Below are 20,280 nucleotides of genomic sequence, written 5' to 3'. Positions count from 1 at the left end.
ACAGGCCGACATTGCGTCGCAGGGTTCACAGCCGGCGCTACAGCACCGGACCGCGGCTATTCGTCGACCTTGGCGACCTGGACACCGCTGCGAGTGCGCCGACGTCGATGTGAGGTTTTGCCGGTGGGGCGGCGATTCCGTAACCCGCCCCGGGGCTCCTCGGCGGTGGCGGTCTCTGCTGCCGGAGCTTCCCGGGTCGCCGACTCGGGTTCACCTCCCGGGCTTTCTATGCTTTCTGGCGGAGCTTCGACGGCCTCCTCGTCCTCCTGCGCCGCCAGCTCCGTGTTCTCGGCTTCTTCGGCGGCTTCCGGCTCAGCCTCGTCGCCCTTGGCCGTCTTCTTGCGGCGAAGGCGTCGCTGCTTGGGTTTCTTCGGCTTGAGCGGCTTCGGCGGTGGCGGCGGCAGCTCGGCGACAAACGACAGGTAGAACCCGAAGAACCCGAGCACCGCGATCGCGGCGGCAGCTCCGTAGATCCCGAACAACCACTGCCCGGCGGCATCCAGGCTGAGCCAGACCTCGCTAATCGCCGTGCCGACGATCAGCGCGCCGGCCAGCACATGAGCCATGATCGACCAGATTCGCATTGACAGCGCCAGCTGCGGGGTGCCCAGCTCCGGCTTGCGGGTGCGCAGCAAAGTGAATACCACCGGCAGTGCGGCCAGACCGATCAACGCGCCCGTGGCAATCCGGAGCCCAGTCCCCAGCGAGTGTCCGGTGTCACCCATCAGCTCAGGCCAACGGGGCAATACGAAATAGAAGTAGAGGACGCCGGCGCCAATCGAAAACGACGCGTGCCACAGCACGGCGACCTTGCGCCCCATACCCCTCCTTAGGCTGGTGAACCGAGCCGGTGAGAAGCCGACCAGTCCACATTGTTCCCGTCCGCGTTCCCGTCCGCGCTGCGGACCACCTGGCGGAGGATGCGGGATTTGAACCCGCGAGGGCTGTTAACCCAACCCGCGTTCCAGGCGAGCGCCATAGGCCACTAGGCGAATCCTCCGCAGCATATGGTAGCCCGCTGAGTCCGTCCCGGGCGTTCCAGCCCAGGTATTAGACTCGCGGTGGACCCCGCGTGGCGTCTATCCTGTGAACTCCCCCAGGGCCGGAAGGCAGCAAGGGTCAACGGGCTCTGTCGGGTGCGCGGGGTCCCCTTCAGCCGGGGCACTGACTGGACCTCGGTATACCCACGGTTTTCGACTCGGCGAAAGGGCCCATGGTGTCGTTCGACTCTCTTAGCCCCCAAGAGCTAGCGGCACTACACGCACGCCATCAGCAGGATTATGCGGCGCTTCAGGGCATGAAGCTGGCTCTGGATCTCACCCGCGGCAAACCATCCGCAGAGCAGCTCGACCTGTCGAACCAGCTGCTGAGCTTGCCCGGAGACGACTACCGCGACCCGGAGGGCACCGACACCCGCAACTATGGCGGCCAGCACGGCCTGCCGGGCCTGCGGGCTATCTTCGCCGAACTGCTCGGCATCGCAGTGCCCAACCTGATCGCGGGCAACAACTCCAGCCTGGAATTGATGCACGACATCGTCGCCTTCTCCATGTTGTATGGCGGCGTGGACTCGCCGCGGCCTTGGATTCAGGAGCAGGACGGCATCAAATTCCTGTGCCCGGTCCCCGGCTATGACCGGCACTTTGCCATCACCGAGACCATGGGCATCGAGATGATCCCGATACCCGTGCTGCAGGATGGGCCCGACGTCGATCTGATCGAAGAACTGGTTGCCGTCGACCCATCCATCAAGGGGATGTGGACGGTACCGGTCTTTGGCAACCCTTCGGGCGTCACCTATTCCTGGGAAACGGTTCGCCGACTCGTCCAGATGCGGACGGCGGCACCTGACTTCCGCTTGTTCTGGGACAACGCGTATGCGGTGCATACCCTGACGCTGGATTTCCCGCGCCAGGTCGACGTGCTCGGGCTGGCCGCCAAGGCCGGCAACCCCAACCGACCCTACGTCTTCGCGTCCACCTCGAAGATCACCTTCGCCGGCGGCGGTGTCAGCTTCTTCGGTGGATCGTTAGGCAACATCGCCTGGTATCTGCAGTACGCCGGGAAGAAGTCGATCGGCCCGGACAAGGTCAACCAGCTGCGGCATCTACGCTTCTTCGGCGACGCCGATGGGGTACGTCTACACATGTTGCGTCACCAGCAGATACTGGCGCCGAAATTCGCGTTGGTGGCCGAAGTTCTGGATCAGCGGCTAAGCGAGTCCAAGATCGCCTCCTGGACCGAGCCCAAGGGTGGCTACTTCATCAGCCTCGACGTGTTGCCTGGCACCGCGCGCCGGACCGTAGCCTTGGCTAAGGACGTTGGTATCGCGGTGACCGAGGCGGGGGCGTCGTTCCCGTATCGAAAGGATCCGGACGACAAGAACATCCGGATCGCGCCGTCGTTTCCGTCGGTACCGGACCTGCGCAACGCGGTTGACGGGTTGGCGACCTGCGCGCTGTTGGCGGCAACCGAGGCATTGCTTGACCAGGGACTGGCCTCCTCGACGCCGAACGTGCGCTGAGAGCGGGAACCCGCGCGCCGAAATCACGCCGAACGTTCACATTCGACGCTGCGAACACACTCGTCGCCTAGGGTCGGTAGCCTGCTGAGGTGGCTCTCTACCGCAAGTACCGACCGGCAAGCTTCGCGGAGGTGGTGGGGCAGGAGCACGTCACCGCGCCGCTGTCGGTGGCGCTGGATGCCGGCCGGATCAACCACGCGTACCTGTTCTCTGGGCCGCGTGGCTGCGGAAAGACGTCGTCAGCGCGTATCCTGGCGCGGTCGTTGAACTGTGCGCAGGGTCCTACCGCCAACCCGTGCGGGGTCTGCGAATCCTGCGTTTCGTTGGCGCCCAACGCCCCCGGCAGCATCGACGTGGTAGAGCTGGATGCCGCCAGCCACGGCGGCGTGGACGACACCCGCGAGCTGCGGGACCGCGCGTTCTATGCGCCGGTCCAGTCACGGTACCGGGTATTTATCGTCGACGAGGCGCACATGGTGACCACCGCGGGATTCAACGCGCTGCTCAAGATCGTGGAGGAACCGCCCGAACACCTGATCTTCATATTCGCCACCACTGAACCGGAGAAGGTACTGCCGACGATTCGGTCGCGCACTCATCACTACCCGTTCCGGCTGCTGCCGCCGCGCACTATGCGGGCGTTGCTCGCGCGGATCTGCGAGCAGGAGGGCGTCGTCGTCGACGATGCGGTGTACCCGTTGGTGATCCGGGCCGGCGGAGGTTCCCCACGGGATACGCTCTCGGTGCTGGACCAATTGCTGGCTGGGGCCGCGGACACCCACGTGACCTACACCCGGGCGCTGGGGCTGCTGGGTGTCACCGATGTCGCCTTGATCGACGACGCGGTCGACGCACTGGCCGCTTGCGATGCGGCCGCATTGTTCGGGGCGATCGAATCGGTGATCGATGGCGGACATGACCCTCGGCGTTTCGCTACCGATCTGCTGGAGCGATTCCGCGACCTGATTGTGCTGCAATCGGTTCCCGACGCGGCATCTCGCGGGGTGGTGGATGCGCCCGAAGACGCGCTGGATCGGATGCGCGAGCAAGCCGCCCGGATCGGGCCGGCGACCCTGACCCGATATGCCGAGGTGGTGCAGGCCGGGCTAGGCGAGATGCGCGGTGCGACCGCGCCGCGTCTGCTGCTGGAAGTGGTTTGCGCGCGACTGCTGCTGCCCTCGGCGAGCGACGCCGAATCGGCACTGTTGCAGCGGGTCGAACGGATCGAGACCCGGTTGGACATGTCGATCCCGGCGCCGCAAGCCGTACCACGCCCGTCGGCTGCGGCTGCCGAGCCGAAACACCAGCCCGCGCGTGAACCGAGACCGGTGCCGGCCCCCACACCGGCCTCGAGCGAACCCACCGTGGCCGCGGTTCGGTCCATGTGGCCGACGGTGCGCGACAAGGTGCGCCTGCGCAGCCGTACCACCGAGGTCATGCTGGCGGGTGCCACCGTCCGTGCGCTAGAGGACAACACGCTGGTGCTGACCCACGAATCGGCGCCGCTGGCGCGGCGGCTGTCCGAACAGCGCAACGCCGATGTCCTCGCCGAGGCGCTCAAAGACGCGCTGGGAGTCAACTGGCGGGTGCGATGTGAGACCGGTGAACCGGCTGCGGCGGCATCACCCGTCGGCGGGGGAGCGAACGTGGCGACCGCCAAGGCCGTAAACCCTGCCCCCACAGCGAATTCCACTCAGCGCGACGAGGAGGAGCACATGCTCGCCGAAGCCGGCCGTGGTGGCGACCCGTCGCCGCGTCGCGACCCGGAAGAGGTTGCACTCGAGCTGCTGCAGAACGAGCTGGGCGCGCGCCGGATAGACAACGCCTAGGGCTGCCACCAGGGCCGCAGTGGCAAGCTGTCGTCGCCCCGGGGGTCCACCTTGGTCGCCAATACGTGATGTAGCTGCAGGTTGTTTCGTTCGAAGGCCACCCGCGAAGCCGCCATGTACAGGCCCCACACCTTGGCGGTCGGCAGACCGACCTCGGCGACCGCGTCGTCCCAGTGTTCGACGAGGTTGCCGCACCAGTCGCGCAGCGTCATCGCGTAGTGATGGCGGAAGTTCTCCTCGTGCAGCACTTCCAAGCCGACCTGCTGGATCTCGGTGGTAATACGTCCCGAGCCCGTCAGCTCCCCGTCGGGGAAAACGTAACGGTCGGTGAACCCGCCGGCAAAGGACGTCGACCTGTTGTCGTGGCGGGTGATGCAGTGATTGAGGAGCAAGCCGCCGGTGCGCAACTTCGACTTGAGAAACCCGAAGTAGAACGGGTAATTCTTGACGCCGATGTGCTCGGTTAGCCCGATCGAAGAAACGGCGTCGAAACCGGTCTCGGCTACGTCGCGGTAGTCGGAATGCCGCACCTGCGCGAGGTCGCTCAATCCCTCGTCCTCGACTGCTTTCTGGCCCCACTTGGCCTGCTCGGCCGAGAGCGTGGCGCCGATCACCCGGACACCGCGTCGGGCGGCGTAGCGCACCATGCCGCCCCAGCCGCAGCCGACGTCGAGTAGCCGGTCACCCGGCTCTAGCCGTAGCTTTTCGAAAATGAGTCGGTATTTGTTCTCTTGGGCCTGCTCCAGCGAAGCCTCAGCGTTCGGAAACACCGCGCACGTGTAGGTCATCGATGGCCCGAGCACCCACTCGTAGAAGCTGTTGGAGACGTCGTAGTGGTGATGGATAGCCTCGGCGTCACGGGTCTTGCTGTGCAGCAAGCCATTAGCTATTCGACGCCACCGGGGTCGCGCCTCCTGGGGTGGCGGCGCGATGGGCAGTAAGTGCTCAACGCCGATCGAGCGCACCACATTAGCCAGCACCCGCGCCGACGGCCGTTTGAAGTCGACCCTTTCGGTCAGCGTTTTGAGCAGTTCGTACGGATCGCCGGGATGTACTCCGTGTGCCTGTAGGTCACCCGACACGTAAGCGCGGGCCAGGCCGAGTTCGCCGGGAGCGGTAGCTAAGTAGGTGGCGCCGCGGGGCGTCCGAAGATCCAGGCCCAGTGTGGCGTCGTCTTGTCCCGCGGTGCTGCCGTCATACGCGGTGAACTTCAGCGGGTGTTGCCCGGTCGCGGTGAAGATCTCCAGGATCTCGGCCATGCTGAGTCTGCCCGTTGTCATCGTCGTTGCACCGCCTTTGCGTAAAGATCGAGGAGACGCGAATCGGGATCGTAGGCTTTCTTCACAGTGTTGTAAGTCTCGCCGCCGTAGAGCTCGTCGAACTCCTCGCGGGTATAGAAGGAGTCGGAGTAGAGCGACTTGTGCCCGTCGAGCGCACTCACCTTGTTCTCGATCTTGCGGTTGGTGGCGCCCTCGGTGGCGCCAACCGGCACCGACGACCAGAACCCGATGTTGACATAGCTACGGTCAGGCCGGATCGGGTACAGCGGCCAGCCGGCGTGATCGCGTAGCCGCAACGGGCACAACCAGATTGGCGAAATGGGCACGTTTTCCCCGAACCACTCCAGAAACTCGCAGGTCCGTTCGATCGGCACTTCGATATCCTGCACCACCCGTTCACGCGCGGGACGACCCCTGCTGTTCTCGAACCGGTCGGCGATCCCGAAGCGCTGATCGAGCGCCATCAACCTCCAGTAGACACTGCTACGCCGGTAGCGCCGCGGCCACCAGCGGCGCAGCCGCGGGTTTTGGGCACCAAACGATCGTGAGCACCAGAACCAATCGGTGTCCCAGCGCCAGAAGTAATCGTGGATGGTCAACCGGTCTTCCTTGATTCCCGCCTCGTGTTGGATCGACCGGTAGTAGATGTCTTGTCCGGTGTAGTCGCTGACCGGGCCCGGTACGCTCGTCTGCATGCCGATGCACAGGTAGCTTTCGTCAGCGCTGAAAACCACCCCGTCGAGATAGTCCACCGATTCGCCGTCCAGTCCGCCGGTGTCGATGATGCGCTCCATTGCGGCCACCATCGCCGTCAACGAGCTAAATCGGATGTGCCGCAGCGCGACAAACGGCCGGACCGGCTCCAGCTGGATTCGAAGCCGGGTTGAATAGCCCAGTGTCCCATACGAGTTAGGGAATGCACGGTACAAGTCGGAGTGCTGTCCGGGCGAAACGGTGAGAAGTTCTCCTGCGCCGGTGAGGATATCCATCTCCAGCACCGACTCGTGGGGCAGGCCGTTGCGGAACGACGCCGACTCGATACCCAAGCCGGTGACCGCACCGCCCAGTGTGATCGTCCTCAGCTGCGGAACCACCAATGGCGACAGACCGTAGTGCAGTGTCGCGGCGATTAGGTCCTCGTATGTGCACATGCCGGCCACGTCGGCGGTGCGGGCCTCGGGATCGATACCGATGACACCGGTCAGTCCCGATGCGTCCAGGCCGCGCGCATCGTGTTTGACTCGGGCGCGGAACAGATTTGAGGTGGGCTTGGCAAGCCGGATGGATGCAGTCGCGGGGATGGATCGATAGCTCGCCAGCAACCGCTCGACGCCGCAGGCGTAAGCCGACTGTGCAGATCCAGGGACAGGCACCGCATATACCCTAGTCCTCGACAACTGCCCCTGCATCCGGGTGCGGGCGGTGCAGCAATCACAAACGAAGGAGTCCGGCCCTGATGGGACAGGTGAGCGCAGCCAGCACGATCTTGATCAATGCTGAGCCCACGGCCACACTCGACGCGCTGGCCGACTATGAGACCGTCCGTCCTAAAATCCTGTCCCCGCACTACAGCGAGTACCAGGTGCTTGAGGGCGGCAAGGGGCGGGGCACAGTCGCCAAGTGGCGGCTGCAGGCGACGCAGTCGCGTGTTCGCGATGTGCAGGTGAACGTGGACGTTGCCGGGCACACCGTCATCGAGAAGGACGTGAATTCGTCCATGGTCACCAACTGGACGGTCGCTCCCGCCGGACCCGGTTCCAGCGTCACGGTGAAGACCACCTGGACCGGCGCGGGCGGGGTCAAGGGTTTCTTCGAGCAGACCTTTGCGCCGCTGGGGCTGAAGAAGATCCAGGCCGAGGTGCTGTCCAACCTCAAGACCGAACTCGAGGGTGACGCCTGACGACGATGCGGGGCGCGGTGGGGGTGCCGCCTGTGTGCGGGGCTAACGCGCCTGGCCCTGGGTGGCCAGGAAGCCGGCGACGCCGCGAACCAGGGCGTTGGCGTATTTTTGCCTGCCCTCGGCGGACTCCATCAGCGCCGAGTCCGCGGGGTTCTTCATGTTGCCCAACTCGACCAGGATCGACGGATATTGGGCTAGGTTCAGGCCGGCCAAGTCCGAACGTCCGTACAGGCCGTCCTGGCCGATGTAGTTCGCCTTCGGAATGCCCGAGGCCTGCAGCTGGTCGCGCATGATTCGAGCGAACTGAACCGAGGGACCGGCCTGTATCGCGTTGAGCGGCGGGGCCGAGTAGTTGACGTGGAATCCGCGGCCAGACGCCGGTCCGCCGTCGGCGTGCAGGCTGACGATCGCGTTGGGGCGCAACGCGTTGGCCATGTTGGCGCGCTCATCGACACACGGTCCGAGCGCGTTGTCGTTGCCACGTGACAGGGCGGTCCGAACCCCCAGTGCGTTCAACGCGGCCCGCAGCCGCAGCCCGGTTTCCCAGGTGAAGGTGTGCTCCGGGTAGCCGCTGTTGGTTGACGTTCCGCTGGCCTGGCAGTTCTTGGTGCCGCCGCGACCGGTGGGTACCTGGCGGCCGATCGATGCGTCGTTGGCTCCGTTGTGGCCGGGGTCGATGAAGACGACCATGCCGGCGATGTTGGCGGGGGTTGCGCTCGCGGACGAGATGATCGGCGTCGCTGCTGCGACGAGTACCCCGACTATCATGGCGAACCCGACACGCGGGCCAACTCGTAGGTCCACGGCGCAAAGGTAACGCGGCGCGGTCTAGGCTGAATGTTCCGAATCGCCCGACAACCACAGGCGAAACCAACTCGAGACCAAGATGCTAGGGGACTGTCATGCAACCCGGAGGCGACATGTCGGCGCTGCTCGCTCAGGCGCAGCAGATGCAGCAAAAGCTCCTGGAGGCCCAGCAACAGCTGGCGAACTCTGAGGTGCACGGTCAAGCCGGTGGGGGCTTGGTCAAGGTCGTCGTCAAAGGCAGCGGGGAGGTGATCGGCGTGACGATCGACCCCAAGGTCGTCGATCCCGACGACATCGAGACCTTGCAAGACCTGATCGTCGGTGCGATGCGGGACGCGTCCCAGCAGGTGACGAAGATGGCGCAGGAACGGCTGGGTGCATTGGCCGGCGCGATGCGCCCGCCGGCACCACCGGCTGCGCCGCCGGGAGCGCCAGGTATGCCGGGTATGCCGGGTATGCCGGGTGCGCCGGGCGCACCACCTGTACCAGGGATCTGACCTGCACCGACATGTTTGAGGGACCCGTCCAGGACCTGATTGACGAACTCGGCAAGTTGCCGGGGATCGGACCCAAGAGTGCGCAGCGAATCGCCTTCCACCTGTTGTCGGTAGAACCGTCGGACATCGACCGGCTGACCGGTGTGCTGGCGAAGGTTCGGGACGGCGTGCGATTCTGCGCGGTGTGTGGGAATGTCTCTGACAACGAGCGTTGCAGAATCTGCTCTGATATCCGTCGCGATGCGTCCGTGGTGTGCATTGTCGAGGAACCCAAAGACATCCAGGCCGTCGAGCGCACCCGCGAGTTCCGGGGTCGCTATCACGTCCTGGGCGGGGCGCTTGACCCGCTGTCCGGAATTGGGCCGGATCAGCTGCGGATCCGCGAACTGCTGAGCCGCATCGGGGAACGGGTCGACGACGTCGACGTCACCGAGGTCATCATCGCCACCGACCCCAACACCGAGGGCGAGGCGACGGCCACCTACCTGGTGCGAATGCTGCGCGACATCCCCGGCCTGACCGTCACGCGGATCGCGTCCGGGCTGCCGATGGGCGGTGACCTGGAATTCGCCGACGAGCTCACCCTGGGCCGAGCGCTCGCCGGCCGCCGCGTGCTCGCCTGATTCGCCGACATCCGACTTTCGCCGAGATCAACGTTCTGCAGGCCGCTACTCGCACCTTGCCTGCAAAATGTTGATCTCACGGATGTCGGTGCGGAGTGCCAGCATGTCCGTCATGGGCGACGTCTTCATCGGCAGCGAGGCCATCACCGCTGGTCGCCTGACCAGGCACGAGCTGCAACGTTGGTATCAGCCGATGTTCCGCGGTGTGTACGTCTCGAGGCGCTCAGTGCCCACACTTCGGGATCGCACGGTTGGCGCCTGGCTCGCCACGAGGCGCCATGGCGTCATAGCTGGTAATGCGGCCTCTGCGCTGCATGGTGCTCAGTGGGTAGACGTCGACGTGGCCATCGAGCTGATTTCTCCCACTACCCGCCCGCAGCACGGTCTTGTCATACGCCGTGAGACCTTGTGCGACGACGAGATCACCAGGGTGGTGGGCCTGCCGGTCACCACACTGGCGCGGACGGCATACGACCTCGGCCGCCATCTGTCCCGCGGCGAAGCCGTGGCCCGTCTCGATGCCCTCATGCGTGCCACCCCGTTTTCCCGCGACGACGTGCTTCTGTTGGCCAAGCGTCACGCGGGCGCCCGAGGTGTCCGCTGGTTGCGTGACGTGCTGCCCCTTGTTGACGGCGGCGCCGCGTCGTCCAAGGAGACCTGGCTGCGGCTGTTGTTGATCGACGCCGGCCTGCCGGTCCCCACGACGCAAATTCCGGTGGTCCACCGCTGGCGCAACGTTGGCGTGCTCGACATGGGCTGGGAGAAATACATGGTGGCCGCCGAGTACGACGGTGATCAGCATCGCAGCGACCGCGGTCGCTACGTGAAAGACCAGCGGCGGCTCCGCAAGCTGGCCGAGTTGGGCTGGATCGTCATTCGCGTGATCGCCGAGGACAACCCCGACGACGTGGTGAACCGCGTGCGTGCCGCTCTGCTGGCCAGGGGATGGCGGCCCTAAGGCCCCACCTAACGCGCGGATAGCCGTTCGCGGCGCAGCAGGTCCACCTCGGGCAAATCCAGCGGCGCCAGCTCCCCAACCACCTTGCTCAGCAGCAGGTCGGCAAGCTCCGGGTTGCGGGCCAGGCACGGCCCGTGCATGTAGGTCGCGACCACGCTGCCCGCAACCGCGCCATCAAAACTGTCGCCGGCCCGGTTGCCGGCTCCCTTGACCACCGCGCCCAAGGGCGACGTTCCGGGCCCGAGGACGGTGCCGCCGCGGTGGTTCTCAAAACCGGTCAAGGGTTGGGTCAAACCGGCCAGCAACGGCTTGCTGACCAACTCGCCGATGGTGCGCGCATCCTGCGGTGACGTGGTCACATCCAGCAACCCCACGCCGTCGACCCGGTCTCCCGACGACGTCTCGTACCAGTGCCCAAGCACCTGGATGGCCGCGCAGATCGCCAATACTGGAGCACCCCGGCCCGCCGCGCGTTGCAGGCCCGGATATCGACGTAGGTGCCGGGTGGCCAGCCGCTGCGCGTAGTCCTCCGCTCCGCCCAGCGTGTAGAGGTCCAGCGAATCCGGCACCGGATCGGCCAGCGTGATCTCGACGATCTCGGCGGCGATGCCGCGCAGCAGCAGCCGCTGTCGTAGCACCACGGCGTTGCCGCCGTCGCCGTAGGTGCCCATCACGTCGGGCAGCACGAGCCCGATCCGCACCACAGAATCAGCCACGACGCGCCAATGCTCGTTGCAGCTGCAGGAACGCGGTGTAGTTGGCGACGACCTCCACCCGCCCGGGTGGGCATGAGGCGATGGCGGCCACGGTGTCGTGCACCAGGGTGTGTTCGACGCCTGCGTATCCGAGGCGAACCGCCAAATCGGTGCCGCGCTCCCCGGCGGCTACCACTCGGGTCTTCTCGAAGTGCTCGAAGCGCACGTCCCACAACCAGGACAGGTCCTCGCCGTCGGGCACCCGCCCGTTGACCGCGATGACCACCCCGGCCGCATGCGTGTCGACCATCGCCAGCGCTTCCTGCCAGCCGGCCGGATTTTTGGCCAGCAGGATCCGGGCTTGGTGCGCGCCGATACGAACGGTCCGGTAGCGCCCGGCGACCTCGTCGACCTGGTAGACGGCGGCGACGGCCACAGCCGGATCGGCGCCCAGGGCGACTGCGGCGGCCACGGCTTGGGCGGCGTTGCCGCGATTCACCGAGCCTGGCAGCGCCAGCCGCATCGGCAGCGCCAGCCCGTCGGGCCCATACAGCGTGGCGTCGTCGAACCACCAGTGCGGGGCGGGCCGCTTGAAGTCGGCGCCGGTGGAGTACCAGTGGTCTTCCTGAGAGGGGGCGTTGCGAACGATGACCTCGCCGCTGCGCGGACAGCTGACCGAATCGTTTGACCACGCGCCGCCGGCAGCCACCCAAACGACGTTGGGGCTGTCGTAGGCGGCCGAGGTCATCAGCACGTCGTCGCAGTTGGCGACCACGACAGCGTCGGGGTGCCGGGCCAGCCCGGCCCGCAGTGTGCGTTCGATGACGTTGATCTCGCCGACCCGGTCCAGCTGGTCTCGGGAGAGGTTGAGCAAGACGACGACGGCGGGATCGACGGAATCGGAGATGTGCGGTACGTGCATCTCGTCGACTTCCAGCACCGCCAGCTCGGCGTCGCGGTGAGCGGCGAGCGCGGCCACCAGGCCGGCGTCCATGTTGGCGCCCTCGGCGTTGGTGGCCACGGCTCCCAACGTGCCCAGCGCGGCCGCGGTCATCCGTGTGGTGGTCGACTTGCCGTTGGTGCCGGTGACGACGACGGTGCGCCGGCCCATCCCGAGTTGGCGCAGGATCGAGCGGTCCAGGGTCATGGCGACCAGACCGCCGATCATCGCTCCGGCGCCGCGACCGGTGACCCGCGACGCCCAGCGTGCGCCCGCGCCGGCGGCTAGGGCCAGGCGTGCCCGGGTGGTTACCACCCGGGCAGTTTACGGGCGATCGCAAGCTCGGCGCTTGTCGCCGAGTGCGGCGGGTCGCCCGCGTTGGATTCAGGGCGATCGCAAGCTCGGCGCTTGTCGCCGGGTGCGGCGGGTCGCCCGCGTCCGGGTTTTACGGGCCGACACGATGCGTAGCGACCAGGTGATGTCGCTCGGACGTGTCATCCTCGTCTTGTGAGCCACACCTGGGGACGGCCAGCCAGCCACCAGGATCGGGGTTGGGCCGTCATCGACGTCGAGACCTCGGGCTTTCGGCCGGGCCAGGCCCGGATCATCAGCCTTGCGGTGCTCGGCCTGGACGCCGCCGGCCGACTAGAGCAATCCGTGGTCAGCCTGCTAAATCCCAAGGTGGACCCGGGCCCCACCCACGTGCACGGCCTGACCGCCGCCATGCTCGATGACCAGCCACAGTTCGCCGATATCGCCGGTGAGGTTGTCGACGTGCTGCGCGGGCGCACTCTGGTCGCGCACAATGTCGCGTTCGACTATGCGTTTCTCGCTGCGGAGGCCGAGATCGCCGAGGCCGAACTCCCGGTTGACTTCGTCATGTGCACGGTCGAGCTGGCCCGCCGGCTGCAGCTTGGCGTCGACAATCTGCGGCTGGAGACACTTGCCGCGCATTGGGGTGTGCCCCAGCAACGGCCGCACGACGCATTCGACGACGCCCGGGTATTGACCGGGATACTGGCAGCTGCCCTAGAGAGTGCGCGCGAACTCGACGTCTGGCTGCCGGTGCACCCGGTGACACGGCGCCGGTGGCCCAACGGCCGGGTGACTCACGACGAGCTGCGACCGCTGAAGGCCTTGGCAGCCCGGATGGCCTGCCGCTACCTCAACCCGGGCCGGTATGTCCAGGGCCGCCCGCTGGTCCAGGGCATGCGGGTGGGGCTGGCGGCCGAGGTAAAACGGACCCACGAGGAACTCGTCGAACGGATTCTGCACGCCGGGCTGGCCTACAGCGACGTCGTAGACCGGGATACCTCACTGGTGGTCTGCAACGCGACCGCCCCCGAACACGGCAAGGGCTATCACGCCCTGCAGCTGGGGGTTCCGGTGATGCCTGAAGCGCGATTCATGGAGTGCATCGGTGCCGTCGTCGGGGGCGCTAGCGTGGAGGACTTCACCGACGTCGCTCCCGTCGAAAAGCAGTTAGCGTTGTTCTGAAACTGCGAGCGGAACGTCACCGCGAAAAATCACGCCGCGGACCCCGACCCTAGTTCAGCGCCGTCCTAGCGTGCCGCCCGGTTGACCGCCGACACCACGGCGCGCAGCGACGCGGTGGTGATTGACGGCGCGATACCGACACCCCACACCGTCTTACTCGTCACGGGGTCCGATGCGTGCCGACCCGCTTCGCCCGGCTGCGCCGGGCTCGCGATCGTCACGGGGTCCGATGCGTGCCGACCCGCTTCGCCCGGCTGCGCCGGGCTCGCGATCGTCACGGAGGCCTCCACATACGCGGCGGCCTGAGCGTCGTCGCCGGCGCTCATCGCGTGCTCGTAGTAGTCGAGCACGGCCACGTCAAACCCGACATCGGCCAGCGCATGGACGAACGCGGCCAGCGGACCGTTACCGGACCCGCTGATCTCGGTCTCCACGCCGTTGATCTTGACGGTCGCCATGATGCTGGTCGTGCCGCCGTCGTCGTCGGCAGCGTCCACATGTTGCCTCATCCGCTCCAAAGGCCGCACCGGGGCCAGATACTCCTCGGCGAACGCATCCCACATCTCCTTGGGCGAGACCTCGCCACCCTCGCCTGCTGTACCCTCTGCGATCTTTTGGATCACTTGGGAAAACTCGATCTGCAGCCGCCGCGGCAGGGAAAGGCCGTGGTCGGTCTTCATGATGTAGGCCACGCCGCCCTTGCCGGACTGCGAGTTGACCCGGATCACCGCCTCGTAGGTGCGCCCGACATCGCGCGGGTCGATGGGCAGATACGGCACCTGCCACAGCATGTCGTCGACGTCACAGTCGGCGGCATCCGCATCCAGCTTCATCGCGTCTAGGCCCTTGTTGATGGCGTCCTGGTGGCTACCGGAGAACGCGGTGTACACCAGGTCGCCGCCATAGGGGTGACGTTCGTGCACCGGCAGCTGGTTGCAGTACTCCACCGTGCGCCGGATCTCGTCAATATTGGAGAAGTCGATCTGCGGGTCCACACCTCGGGAGAACAGGTTGAGTCCCAGCGTGACCAGGCACACGTTGCCGGTGCGCTCGCCGTTGCCGAACAGGCAGCCCTCGATCCGATCAGCCCCGGCCGCGAAACCCAATTCCGCTGCGGCGACGGCGGTTCCGCGGTCATTGTGCGGGTGCAGGCTCAGGATGACCGACTCCCGGTTGGCTAGGTTGCGGCTCATCCACTCGATCGAGTCGGCGTAGACATTGGGCGTCGTCATCTCCACCGTGGCGGGCAGGTTGAAGATGATCGGGCGCTCCGGCGTCGGCGCAATGACCTCGCCGACGGCGTCGCACACCTGTTTGGCGTATTCCAGTTCGGTGCCGGTGTAGGACTCCGGGGAGTACTCGAATCGCCACTGCGTGCCCGGGTATTTGGCGGCCTGCTCGACGCACTTGCGCGCCCCATCTGTCGCGATGGCCTGCACCTCAGCCCGGTTGGCGCGAAAGACCACGCGGCGCTGCAGGATTGACGTCGAGTTGTAGAAGTGCACGATGGCCCGGGGTGCGCCCGAACACGCCTGGAAGGTGCGCTCGATCAGCTCGGGACGGCATTGGGTGAGCACCTGGATGGTGACGTCGTCGGGAATGGCGCCCTGCTCGATGATCTCTCTGACGAAGTCGAAGTCGGTCTGGCTGGCCGAGGGGAACCCCACCTCAATCTCCTTGTAGCCCATGCGGACCAGCAGGTCGAACATGCGGCGCTTGCGGGCCGGGCTCATCGGGTCGATCAGCGCCTGGTTGCCATCGCGTAAGTCGACCGCGCACCACAGCGGCGCACGATCGATGACGCGATCAGGCCACGTGCGGTTTCTCAGCCGGATGGGCTCGACCTCCTCGGCGAACGGCCGGTAGCGGTTGACCGGCATCGACGAGGCTCGCTGCGGATTCCACGAGGGCTGACCGACGCGAGGTGGGCCGGCGGGTTTCACGATGGTGTGGGCCCCAAACGACTCGGTATAGGCGTCGGGCGATTCAGAAGTTGTCACGGTAGTTGCTCCGGGATGGTGAGAAGGAACCTCAGACCGGCGCATCGCGAACGTCCCGCGACGGGAAGCCGGTCTGGATCAGACCCCGTCGCGGCGTCCGAGGAGGAGCACCCGCTGCACATGAAGCACTTTACACGTTGACTCTGCGCCCACCGTGTGGGCTACTCGCACATTCCCGTGGTGGACGCAGAGTCAGCGCAGGCCGGCGCGCCCCCTATTCTGGACCTGTCTCCAATCTTCCCCGGAAAGGGAAACAGTGGCGCTCGTCGTGCAGAAGTACGGCGGATCCTCGGTGGCCGACGCCGAACGGATTCGCCGCGTCGCCGAACGCATCGTCGCCACCAAGAAGCAAGGCAATGACGTCGTCGTCGTCGTCTCTGCCATGGGGGATACCACCGACGACCTGCTGGATCTGGCTCAGCAGGTGTGCCCGGCGCCGCCGCCTCGGGAGCTGGACATGCTGCTCACCGCCGGTGAACGCATCTCGAATGCGTTGGTGGCCATGGCCATCGAGTCGCTCGGCGCGCATGCCCGGTCGTTCACCGGTTCGCAGGCCGGGGTGATCACCACCGGCACCCACGGCAACGCCAAGATCATCGACGTCACGCCGGGGCGGCTGCAAACCGCCCTTGAGGAGGGGCGGGTCGTTTTGGTGGCCGGATTCCAAGGGGTCAGCCAGGACACCAAGGATGTCACGACGTTGGGCCGCGGCGGCTCGGACACCACCGCCGTCGCCATGGCCGCCGCGCTGGGTGCCGATGTCTGTGAGATCTACACCGACGTGGACGGCATCTTCAGCGCCGACCCGCGCATCGTGCGCAACGCCCGAAAGCTCGACACCGTGACCTTCGAGGAAATGCTCGAGATGGCGGCCTGCGGCGCCAAGGTGCTGATGCTGCGCTGCGTGGAATACGCTCGCCGCCATAATATTCCGGTGCACGTCCGGTCGTCGTACTCGGACAGACCGGGCACCGTCGTTGTCGGATCGATCAAGGACGTACCCATGGAAGACCCCATCCTGACCGGAGTCGCGCACGACCGCAGCGAGGCCAAGGTGACCATCGTCGGGCTGCCCGACATCCCCGGGTATGCGGCCAAGGTGTTTAGGGCGGTGGCCGACGCCGACGTCAACATCGACATGGTGCTGCAGAACGTCTCCAAGGTCGAGGACGGCAAGACCGACATCACCTTCACCTGCTCCCGCGACGTCGGGCCCGCCGCTGTGGAAAAACTGGACTCGCTCAGAAACGAGATCGGCTTCTCACAGCTGCTGTACGACGACCGCATCGGCAAGGTATCGCTGATCGGTGCCGGCATGCGCAGCCACCCCGGGGTCACCGCGACGTTCTGTGAGGCGCTGGCGGCGGTGGGGGTCAACATCGAGCTGATCTCCACCTCGGAGATCAGGATCTCGGTGTTGTGCCGCGACACCGAACTGGACAAGGCCGTGGTCGCGCTGCATGAAGCGTTCGGGCTCGGCGGCGACGAGGAGGCCACGGTGTACGCGGGGACGGGACGGTAGATGGGCCTGTCAATAGGGATCGTGGGGGCCACCGGTCAGGTGGGTCAGGTCATGCGCACGTTGCTCGACGAGCGGGATTTCCCGGCGAGCGTGGTGCGGTTCTTCGCGTCGGCCCGATCGCAGGGCCGCAAGCTGGCCTTCCGCGGCCAGGAGATCGAAGTGGAAGACGCCGAGACGGCCGACCCGAGCGGGCTGGATATCGCGTTGTTCTCCGCCGGCTCGGCCATGTCGAAGGTGCAGGCGCCCCGCTTTGCGGCGGCCGGAGTCACGGTGATCGACAACTCGTCGGCGTGGCGTAAGGACCCCGACGTGCCGTTGGTGGTGTCCGAGGTGAACTTCGAACGCGACGCGCACCGCCGGCCCAAGGGCATCATCGCCAACCCGAACTGCACCACCATGGCCGCGATGCCGGTGCTCAAGGTGCTGCACGACGAAGCCCGACTGGTGCGGTTGGTGGTCTCGTCGTATCAGGCTGTGTCCGGTAGCGGCCTGGCCGGGGTGGCCGAGCTGGCCGAGCAGGCGCGTGCGGTCATCGGTGGGGCCGAGCAGCTGGTGTATGACGGCGGCGCGCTCGAGTTCCCGCCGCCGAACACCTACGTCGCCCCGATCGCGTTCAACGTGGTGCCGCTGGCCGGATCCCTGGTGGACGACGGCTCCGGCGAGACCGACGAGGATCAAAAGTTGCGCTTCGAGAGCCGCAAGATCCTCGGCATCCCCGACCTGTTGGTCAGCGGCACCTGTGTGCGGGTTCCGGTGTTCACCGGACACTCGTTGTCGATCAACGCCGAGTTCGCGCGGCCGCTCTCGCCGGAGCGGGCGCGTGAGCTGCTCGACGGTGCTGCGGGCGTGCAGCTGGTCGACGTGCCGACGCCGCTGGCCGCCGCCGGTGTCGACGAATCTCTGGTCGGCCGGATCCGGCGCGACCCGGGGGTGCCCGACGGGCGTGGTCTGGCGCTGTTCGTGTCGGGGGATAACCTGCGCAAGGGGGCGGCGCTGAACACCATCCAGATCGCCGAGCTGCTGACCGCCGACTTGTGATATGCGGGTGCGCTCCGCCTGGGTCGTGCGGTGCTCGCTGGTAGTCTCTTTCCTTGTCCCGCAATGTGTTTGGTATGCACGCGCCGATCCGCCGGCACCGGCGCCCCGGCCGATCCTGCCGCCGCTGGCGCCAGGTCAAGTGCTGCGAATCGGTCCGACGGCCGGTACCGGAACCCCCACCGGGGACTACGGCATCGGTGCCACCGACCTGTGCGAGTTCGTGGAATTCCCTAGTCAACTGCTGCAGGTGTGCGGGGATAGCTTCGCCGGTCAGGGTGTCGGGTTCGGTGGCTGGTATGCGCCGGTCGCGCTGCACGTCGACACCGAGTCGATCGACGATCCGGCCGGGGTGCGCTACACCGGTGTCACCGGCGTCGGCACGCCGCTGCTGGCCGATCCCACGCCGCCTGGAGACTCACAGCTGCCCGCCGGTGTGGTGCAGATCAACCGCCGCAACTACCTGATGGTGACCACCACCAAGGACCTGCAGCCGCAGAATTCCCGCCTGGTGCGGGCCGAGGCGGCGCGCGGCGGCTGGCAGACCGTGTCGGGGTCCAGGCGCAACGCCGCCTACCAGGACGGCCGGCAGACACAGATCAGCGGATACTACGACCCGGTTCCCACGCCTGATTCGCCAACTGGGTGGGTCTACATCGTGGCCGACAGCTTCACCCGTGGGGAGCCGGCGGTGCTGTATCGGGCCACCCCGGAAGCGTTCACCGACCGGTCCCGCTGGCAGGGCTGGGCGGCCGGCCCCGACGGCGGTTGGAACAAGCCGCCGACTCCGCTCTGGCCCGACCAGGTCGGCGAGATGAGCATCCGTCAGATAGACGGCCAGACGGTGCTGTCCTATTTCAACGCCAGCACCGGCAACATGGAGGTTCGGGTGGCGCACCACCCGACGTCGCTGGGCGCCGCCCCGGTGACCACGGTGGTGCGCCACGACGAGTGGCCGGAGCCGCCGGAACGCCTGCCGCCGCCCGACGACAATCGACTCGCTCAACCGTATGGCGGCTACATCTCGCCCGGGTCCACGCTCGATGAGCTGCGGATCTTCGTCAGCCAGTGGAACACCCGCGCCCGGCAGACCGCGCCATACCGGGTGATTCAGTTCGCGGTCAACCCGTTTAAGCCCTGGTCAGACCCGTAGCTCCGGTGCTCTGACACCGAGACGCAGCCATGGTGGTGCCCCGGGCCGATACCCGCCCGCGCGCTCACAGCTGCTACATAAGGGACGCATAGTCGCGTTACTGGTTGCCAAGGCATCATGCGACACATGAGTGAAACATCTGAAACCCCAACACCATCGCCTCACCAGACCCCCAAGGTGTTCAAAGCCGCGGCGTGGGTAGCCATTGCCGCCGGAACCGTGTTCATCGTGGCGGTCATCTTCTTCACCGGCTATATCCTCGGCAAGCATGCCGGTTACGGCGGCTTCCACCACCGGCAACACCACCAGCACCCGGCGATGATGCTGCGACCGGGCAGTCCGCACGGTGGGCCCGCGGCAGTGCGTCCCGGCCCAGGCCCGGGCGGGCCCGGCCAGGTGCCGTCGTCCGTCAGTCCGCCCGCGACACCCGCTCCGTAACCGACAACCAGCAGCCCGGTGTCCACCCAAGGCACCGGGCTGCACCAGTTCACGGCACGTTTGTAACCGCAACCCTTTACGGTGGTTGCCGGCCGAGCGATATTCAAAAGATGACCGAGACACCCCAACCCGCAGCGCCACCGCCGTCCGCCGCCACAACTTCACCGCCGCCATCGCCGCAGCAGGAAAAGCCGCCCAGGCTCTACCGGGCCGCAGCGTGGGTGGTGATCGTGGCCGGAATTGTTTTCACCGTCGCAGTCATCTTCTTCTCTGGCGCGTTGGTTCTCGGGCAGGGGAAATGCCCTTACCACCGCTATTACCACCACGGCATGTTCCGCCCCGTCGGTCCCGTTGCCCCCGGTCCAGGGATGGGATGGGTGTTCGGGTTCCCCGGCGGACCCCCTCCCCCAGGCATGGGCCCCGGTTTCCCTGGAGGCCCGGGTGGCCCGGCTGCTGGTCCGGCTGGTCCGGGTCCCACCACCGCGCCGGCGCGCCCCTAGCGGCCGGGCGCACCAGCCCCTTTTCTTGACTCGTTCAAGAAACGGGCCTTCTGTTTGGTCGGCCATGTTGGCATGATCGTGA

Annotated in this window: 19 protein-coding genes, 1 tRNA gene and 1 other RNA gene; 13 read left to right on the top strand and 8 right to left on the bottom strand. The window is 66.5% G+C overall.

Annotation, left to right across the window (positions count from 1 at the left end; translation table 11 throughout):
- Positions 1 to 56: 56 nt before the first annotated feature.
- Together lucA and MCAN_RS19675 are read right to left on the bottom strand one after the other, a co-directional pair.
- A complete protein-coding gene (lucA, locus tag MCAN_RS19680; RefSeq protein WP_014001915.1) occupies positions 57 to 821 on the bottom strand; it encodes a lipid uptake coordinator LucA in 765 nt (254 codons plus the stop codon).
- 90 nt (positions 822 to 911) lie between these two features.
- Positions 912 to 1,000: transfer RNA gene (locus tag MCAN_RS19675), tRNA-Ser, on the bottom strand.
- A 60-nt stretch (positions 1,001 to 1,060) separates the two neighbouring features.
- Between MCAN_RS19675 and ffs the strand changes: the two genes are divergently transcribed.
- The 3 genes from ffs (at position 1,061) to MCAN_RS19665 (ending at position 4,353) form a co-directional block, all read left to right on the top strand.
- Positions 1,061 to 1,155: signal recognition particle sRNA small type (gene ffs / locus MCAN_RS22035), an RNA gene on the top strand.
- 61 nt (positions 1,156 to 1,216) lie between these two features.
- Positions 1,217 to 2,524 (top strand): PLP-dependent aminotransferase family protein, encoded by a 1,308-nt coding sequence (locus MCAN_RS19670; protein WP_014001914.1) that lies wholly within the window; start codon positions 1,217 to 1,219, stop codon positions 2,522 to 2,524.
- Between the two features lie 89 nt (positions 2,525 to 2,613).
- Positions 2,614 to 4,353, top strand: coding sequence for a DNA polymerase III subunits gamma/tau (locus tag MCAN_RS19665; RefSeq protein WP_014001913.1), 1,740 nt, complete (start codon positions 2,614 to 2,616; stop codon positions 4,351 to 4,353).
- On the opposite strand, the gene MCAN_RS19660 is transcribed toward MCAN_RS19665, so the two are convergent.
- Together MCAN_RS19660 and MCAN_RS19655 are read right to left on the bottom strand one after the other, a co-directional pair.
- Complete coding sequence (locus MCAN_RS19660) at positions 4,350 to 5,633, bottom strand: class I SAM-dependent methyltransferase (RefSeq protein WP_181518804.1); 1,284 nt, start codon at positions 5,631 to 5,633, stop codon at positions 4,350 to 4,352. The two genes, MCAN_RS19665 and MCAN_RS19660, sit on opposite strands and share 4 nt — an antisense overlap.
- Positions 5,630 to 7,042: an FAD-binding oxidoreductase gene (locus MCAN_RS19655; protein WP_003420413.1), complete on the bottom strand. Its 1,413-nt coding sequence runs from the start codon at positions 7,040 to 7,042 to the stop codon at positions 5,630 to 5,632. Before MCAN_RS19655 ends, MCAN_RS19660 begins: the two co-directional genes overlap by 4 nt.
- A gap of 47 nt (positions 7,043 to 7,089) precedes the next feature.
- Here MCAN_RS19655 and MCAN_RS19650 point away from each other — a divergent pair, with 47 nt between their 5' ends.
- On the top strand, positions 7,090 to 7,533 hold the full coding sequence (locus MCAN_RS19650) for an SRPBCC family protein (protein ID WP_014001911.1): 444 nt from the start codon (positions 7,090 to 7,092) through the stop codon (positions 7,531 to 7,533).
- Positions 7,534 to 7,575: 42 nt separating this feature from the next.
- On the opposite strand, the gene MCAN_RS19645 is transcribed toward MCAN_RS19650, so the two are convergent.
- Positions 7,576 to 8,337 carry an Rv3717 family N-acetylmuramoyl-L-alanine amidase gene (locus MCAN_RS19645; RefSeq protein WP_003912326.1) on the bottom strand — a complete coding sequence of 254 codons (762 nt, stop codon included), beginning with the start codon at positions 8,335 to 8,337 and terminating at the stop codon, positions 7,576 to 7,578.
- Positions 8,338 to 8,435: 98 nt separating this feature from the next.
- Here MCAN_RS19645 and MCAN_RS19640 point away from each other — a divergent pair, with 98 nt between their 5' ends.
- The 3 genes from MCAN_RS19640 (at position 8,436) to MCAN_RS19630 (ending at position 10,418) form a co-directional block, all read left to right on the top strand.
- Positions 8,436 to 8,837, top strand: coding sequence for a YbaB/EbfC family nucleoid-associated protein (locus MCAN_RS19640; RefSeq protein ID WP_003420408.1), 402 nt, complete (start codon positions 8,436 to 8,438; stop codon positions 8,835 to 8,837).
- An 11-nt stretch (positions 8,838 to 8,848) separates the two neighbouring features.
- The gene (recR, locus tag MCAN_RS19635; RefSeq protein WP_003420407.1) at positions 8,849 to 9,460 is read left to right on the top strand and encodes a recombination mediator RecR; all 612 of its coding nucleotides are present in this window, start codon (positions 8,849 to 8,851) and stop codon (positions 9,458 to 9,460) included.
- 67 nt (positions 9,461 to 9,527) lie between these two features.
- A complete protein-coding gene (locus MCAN_RS19630) occupies positions 9,528 to 10,418 on the top strand; it encodes a hypothetical protein (protein ID WP_014001910.1) in 891 nt (296 codons plus the stop codon).
- An 8-nt stretch (positions 10,419 to 10,426) separates the two neighbouring features.
- Here the strand turns inward: MCAN_RS19630 and MCAN_RS19625 are convergent, their stop codons facing one another.
- Both MCAN_RS19625 and MCAN_RS19620 read right to left on the bottom strand, forming a co-directional pair.
- On the bottom strand, positions 10,427 to 11,122 hold the full coding sequence (locus tag MCAN_RS19625; RefSeq protein WP_014001909.1) for a type 1 glutamine amidotransferase: 696 nt from the start codon (positions 11,120 to 11,122) through the stop codon (positions 10,427 to 10,429).
- A 4-nt stretch (positions 11,123 to 11,126) separates the two neighbouring features.
- Positions 11,127 to 12,368 carry a Mur ligase family protein gene (locus tag MCAN_RS19620; RefSeq protein WP_014001908.1) on the bottom strand — a complete coding sequence of 414 codons (1,242 nt, stop codon included), beginning with the start codon at positions 12,366 to 12,368 and terminating at the stop codon, positions 11,127 to 11,129.
- A 192-nt stretch (positions 12,369 to 12,560) separates the two neighbouring features.
- Between MCAN_RS19620 and MCAN_RS19615 the strand changes: the two genes are divergently transcribed.
- The gene (locus tag MCAN_RS19615; protein WP_014001907.1) at positions 12,561 to 13,550 is read left to right on the top strand and encodes a DEDDh family exonuclease; all 990 of its coding nucleotides are present in this window, start codon (positions 12,561 to 12,563) and stop codon (positions 13,548 to 13,550) included.
- 65 nt (positions 13,551 to 13,615) lie between these two features.
- Here MCAN_RS19615 and leuA read toward each other — a convergent pair whose 3' ends face one another.
- Positions 13,616 to 15,550: a 2-isopropylmalate synthase gene (gene leuA / locus MCAN_RS19610; RefSeq protein WP_014001906.1), complete on the bottom strand. Its 1,935-nt coding sequence runs from the start codon at positions 15,548 to 15,550 to the stop codon at positions 13,616 to 13,618.
- Positions 15,551 to 15,806: 256 nt separating this feature from the next.
- Here leuA and MCAN_RS19605 point away from each other — a divergent pair, with 256 nt between their 5' ends.
- From MCAN_RS19605 to MCAN_RS19585, 5 genes are all read left to right on the top strand, one after another.
- Positions 15,807 to 17,072 (top strand): aspartate kinase, encoded by a 1,266-nt coding sequence (locus MCAN_RS19605; protein WP_014001905.1) that lies wholly within the window; start codon positions 15,807 to 15,809, stop codon positions 17,070 to 17,072.
- Entirely contained in the window at positions 17,073 to 18,110 is a 1,038-nt protein-coding gene (gene asd / locus MCAN_RS19600) for an aspartate-semialdehyde dehydrogenase (protein WP_014001904.1), read from the top strand.
- Between the two features lies 1 nt (position 18,111).
- Entirely contained in the window at positions 18,112 to 19,260 is a 1,149-nt protein-coding gene (locus tag MCAN_RS19595) for a DUF4185 domain-containing protein (protein ID WP_041180181.1), read from the top strand.
- Between the two features lie 117 nt (positions 19,261 to 19,377).
- Positions 19,378 to 19,698 carry a hypothetical protein gene (locus MCAN_RS19590; RefSeq protein WP_014001902.1) on the top strand — a complete coding sequence of 107 codons (321 nt, stop codon included), beginning with the start codon at positions 19,378 to 19,380 and terminating at the stop codon, positions 19,696 to 19,698.
- 110 nt (positions 19,699 to 19,808) lie between these two features.
- Positions 19,809 to 20,198: a hypothetical protein gene (locus MCAN_RS19585; protein WP_014001901.1), complete on the top strand. Its 390-nt coding sequence runs from the start codon at positions 19,809 to 19,811 to the stop codon at positions 20,196 to 20,198.
- The last annotated feature ends 82 nt before the right edge of the window (positions 20,199 to 20,280 follow it).

This window comes from Mycobacterium canetti CIPT 140010059 (genome assembly GCF_000253375.1).
GTDB classification, from domain to species: domain Bacteria; phylum Actinomycetota; class Actinomycetes; order Mycobacteriales; family Mycobacteriaceae; genus Mycobacterium; species Mycobacterium tuberculosis.
The sequence above is the reverse complement of the archived record's forward strand: the minus strand, read 5'-3'. Positions and strand labels throughout refer to the sequence as shown.

Coding starts and splice junctions, on each gene's coding strand:
- lucA (WP_014001915.1), bottom strand. CDS start 821: ATGGGGCGCAAGGTCGCCGTGCTGTGGCACGCGTCGTTTTCGATTGGC.
- MCAN_RS19640 (WP_003420408.1), top strand. CDS start 8,436: ATGCAACCCGGAGGCGACATGTCGGCGCTGCTCGCTCAGGCGCAGCAG.
- asd (WP_014001904.1), top strand. CDS start 17,073: ATGGGCCTGTCAATAGGGATCGTGGGGGCCACCGGTCAGGTGGGTCAG.
- MCAN_RS19650 (WP_014001911.1), top strand. CDS start 7,090: ATGGGACAGGTGAGCGCAGCCAGCACGATCTTGATCAATGCTGAGCCC.
- MCAN_RS19595 (WP_041180181.1), top strand. CDS start 18,112: ATGCGGGTGCGCTCCGCCTGGGTCGTGCGGTGCTCGCTGGTAGTCTCT.
- recR (WP_003420407.1), top strand. CDS start 8,849: ATGTTTGAGGGACCCGTCCAGGACCTGATTGACGAACTCGGCAAGTTG.
- MCAN_RS19655 (WP_003420413.1), bottom strand. CDS start 7,042: ATGCAGGGGCAGTTGTCGAGGACTAGGGTATATGCGGTGCCTGTCCCT.
- MCAN_RS19590 (WP_014001902.1), top strand. CDS start 19,378: ATGCGACACATGAGTGAAACATCTGAAACCCCAACACCATCGCCTCAC.
- MCAN_RS19585 (WP_014001901.1), top strand. CDS start 19,809: ATGACCGAGACACCCCAACCCGCAGCGCCACCGCCGTCCGCCGCCACA.
- MCAN_RS19660 (WP_181518804.1), bottom strand. CDS start 5,633: ATGACAACGGGCAGACTCAGCATGGCCGAGATCCTGGAGATCTTCACC.
- MCAN_RS19630 (WP_014001910.1), top strand. CDS start 9,528: ATGTTGATCTCACGGATGTCGGTGCGGAGTGCCAGCATGTCCGTCATG.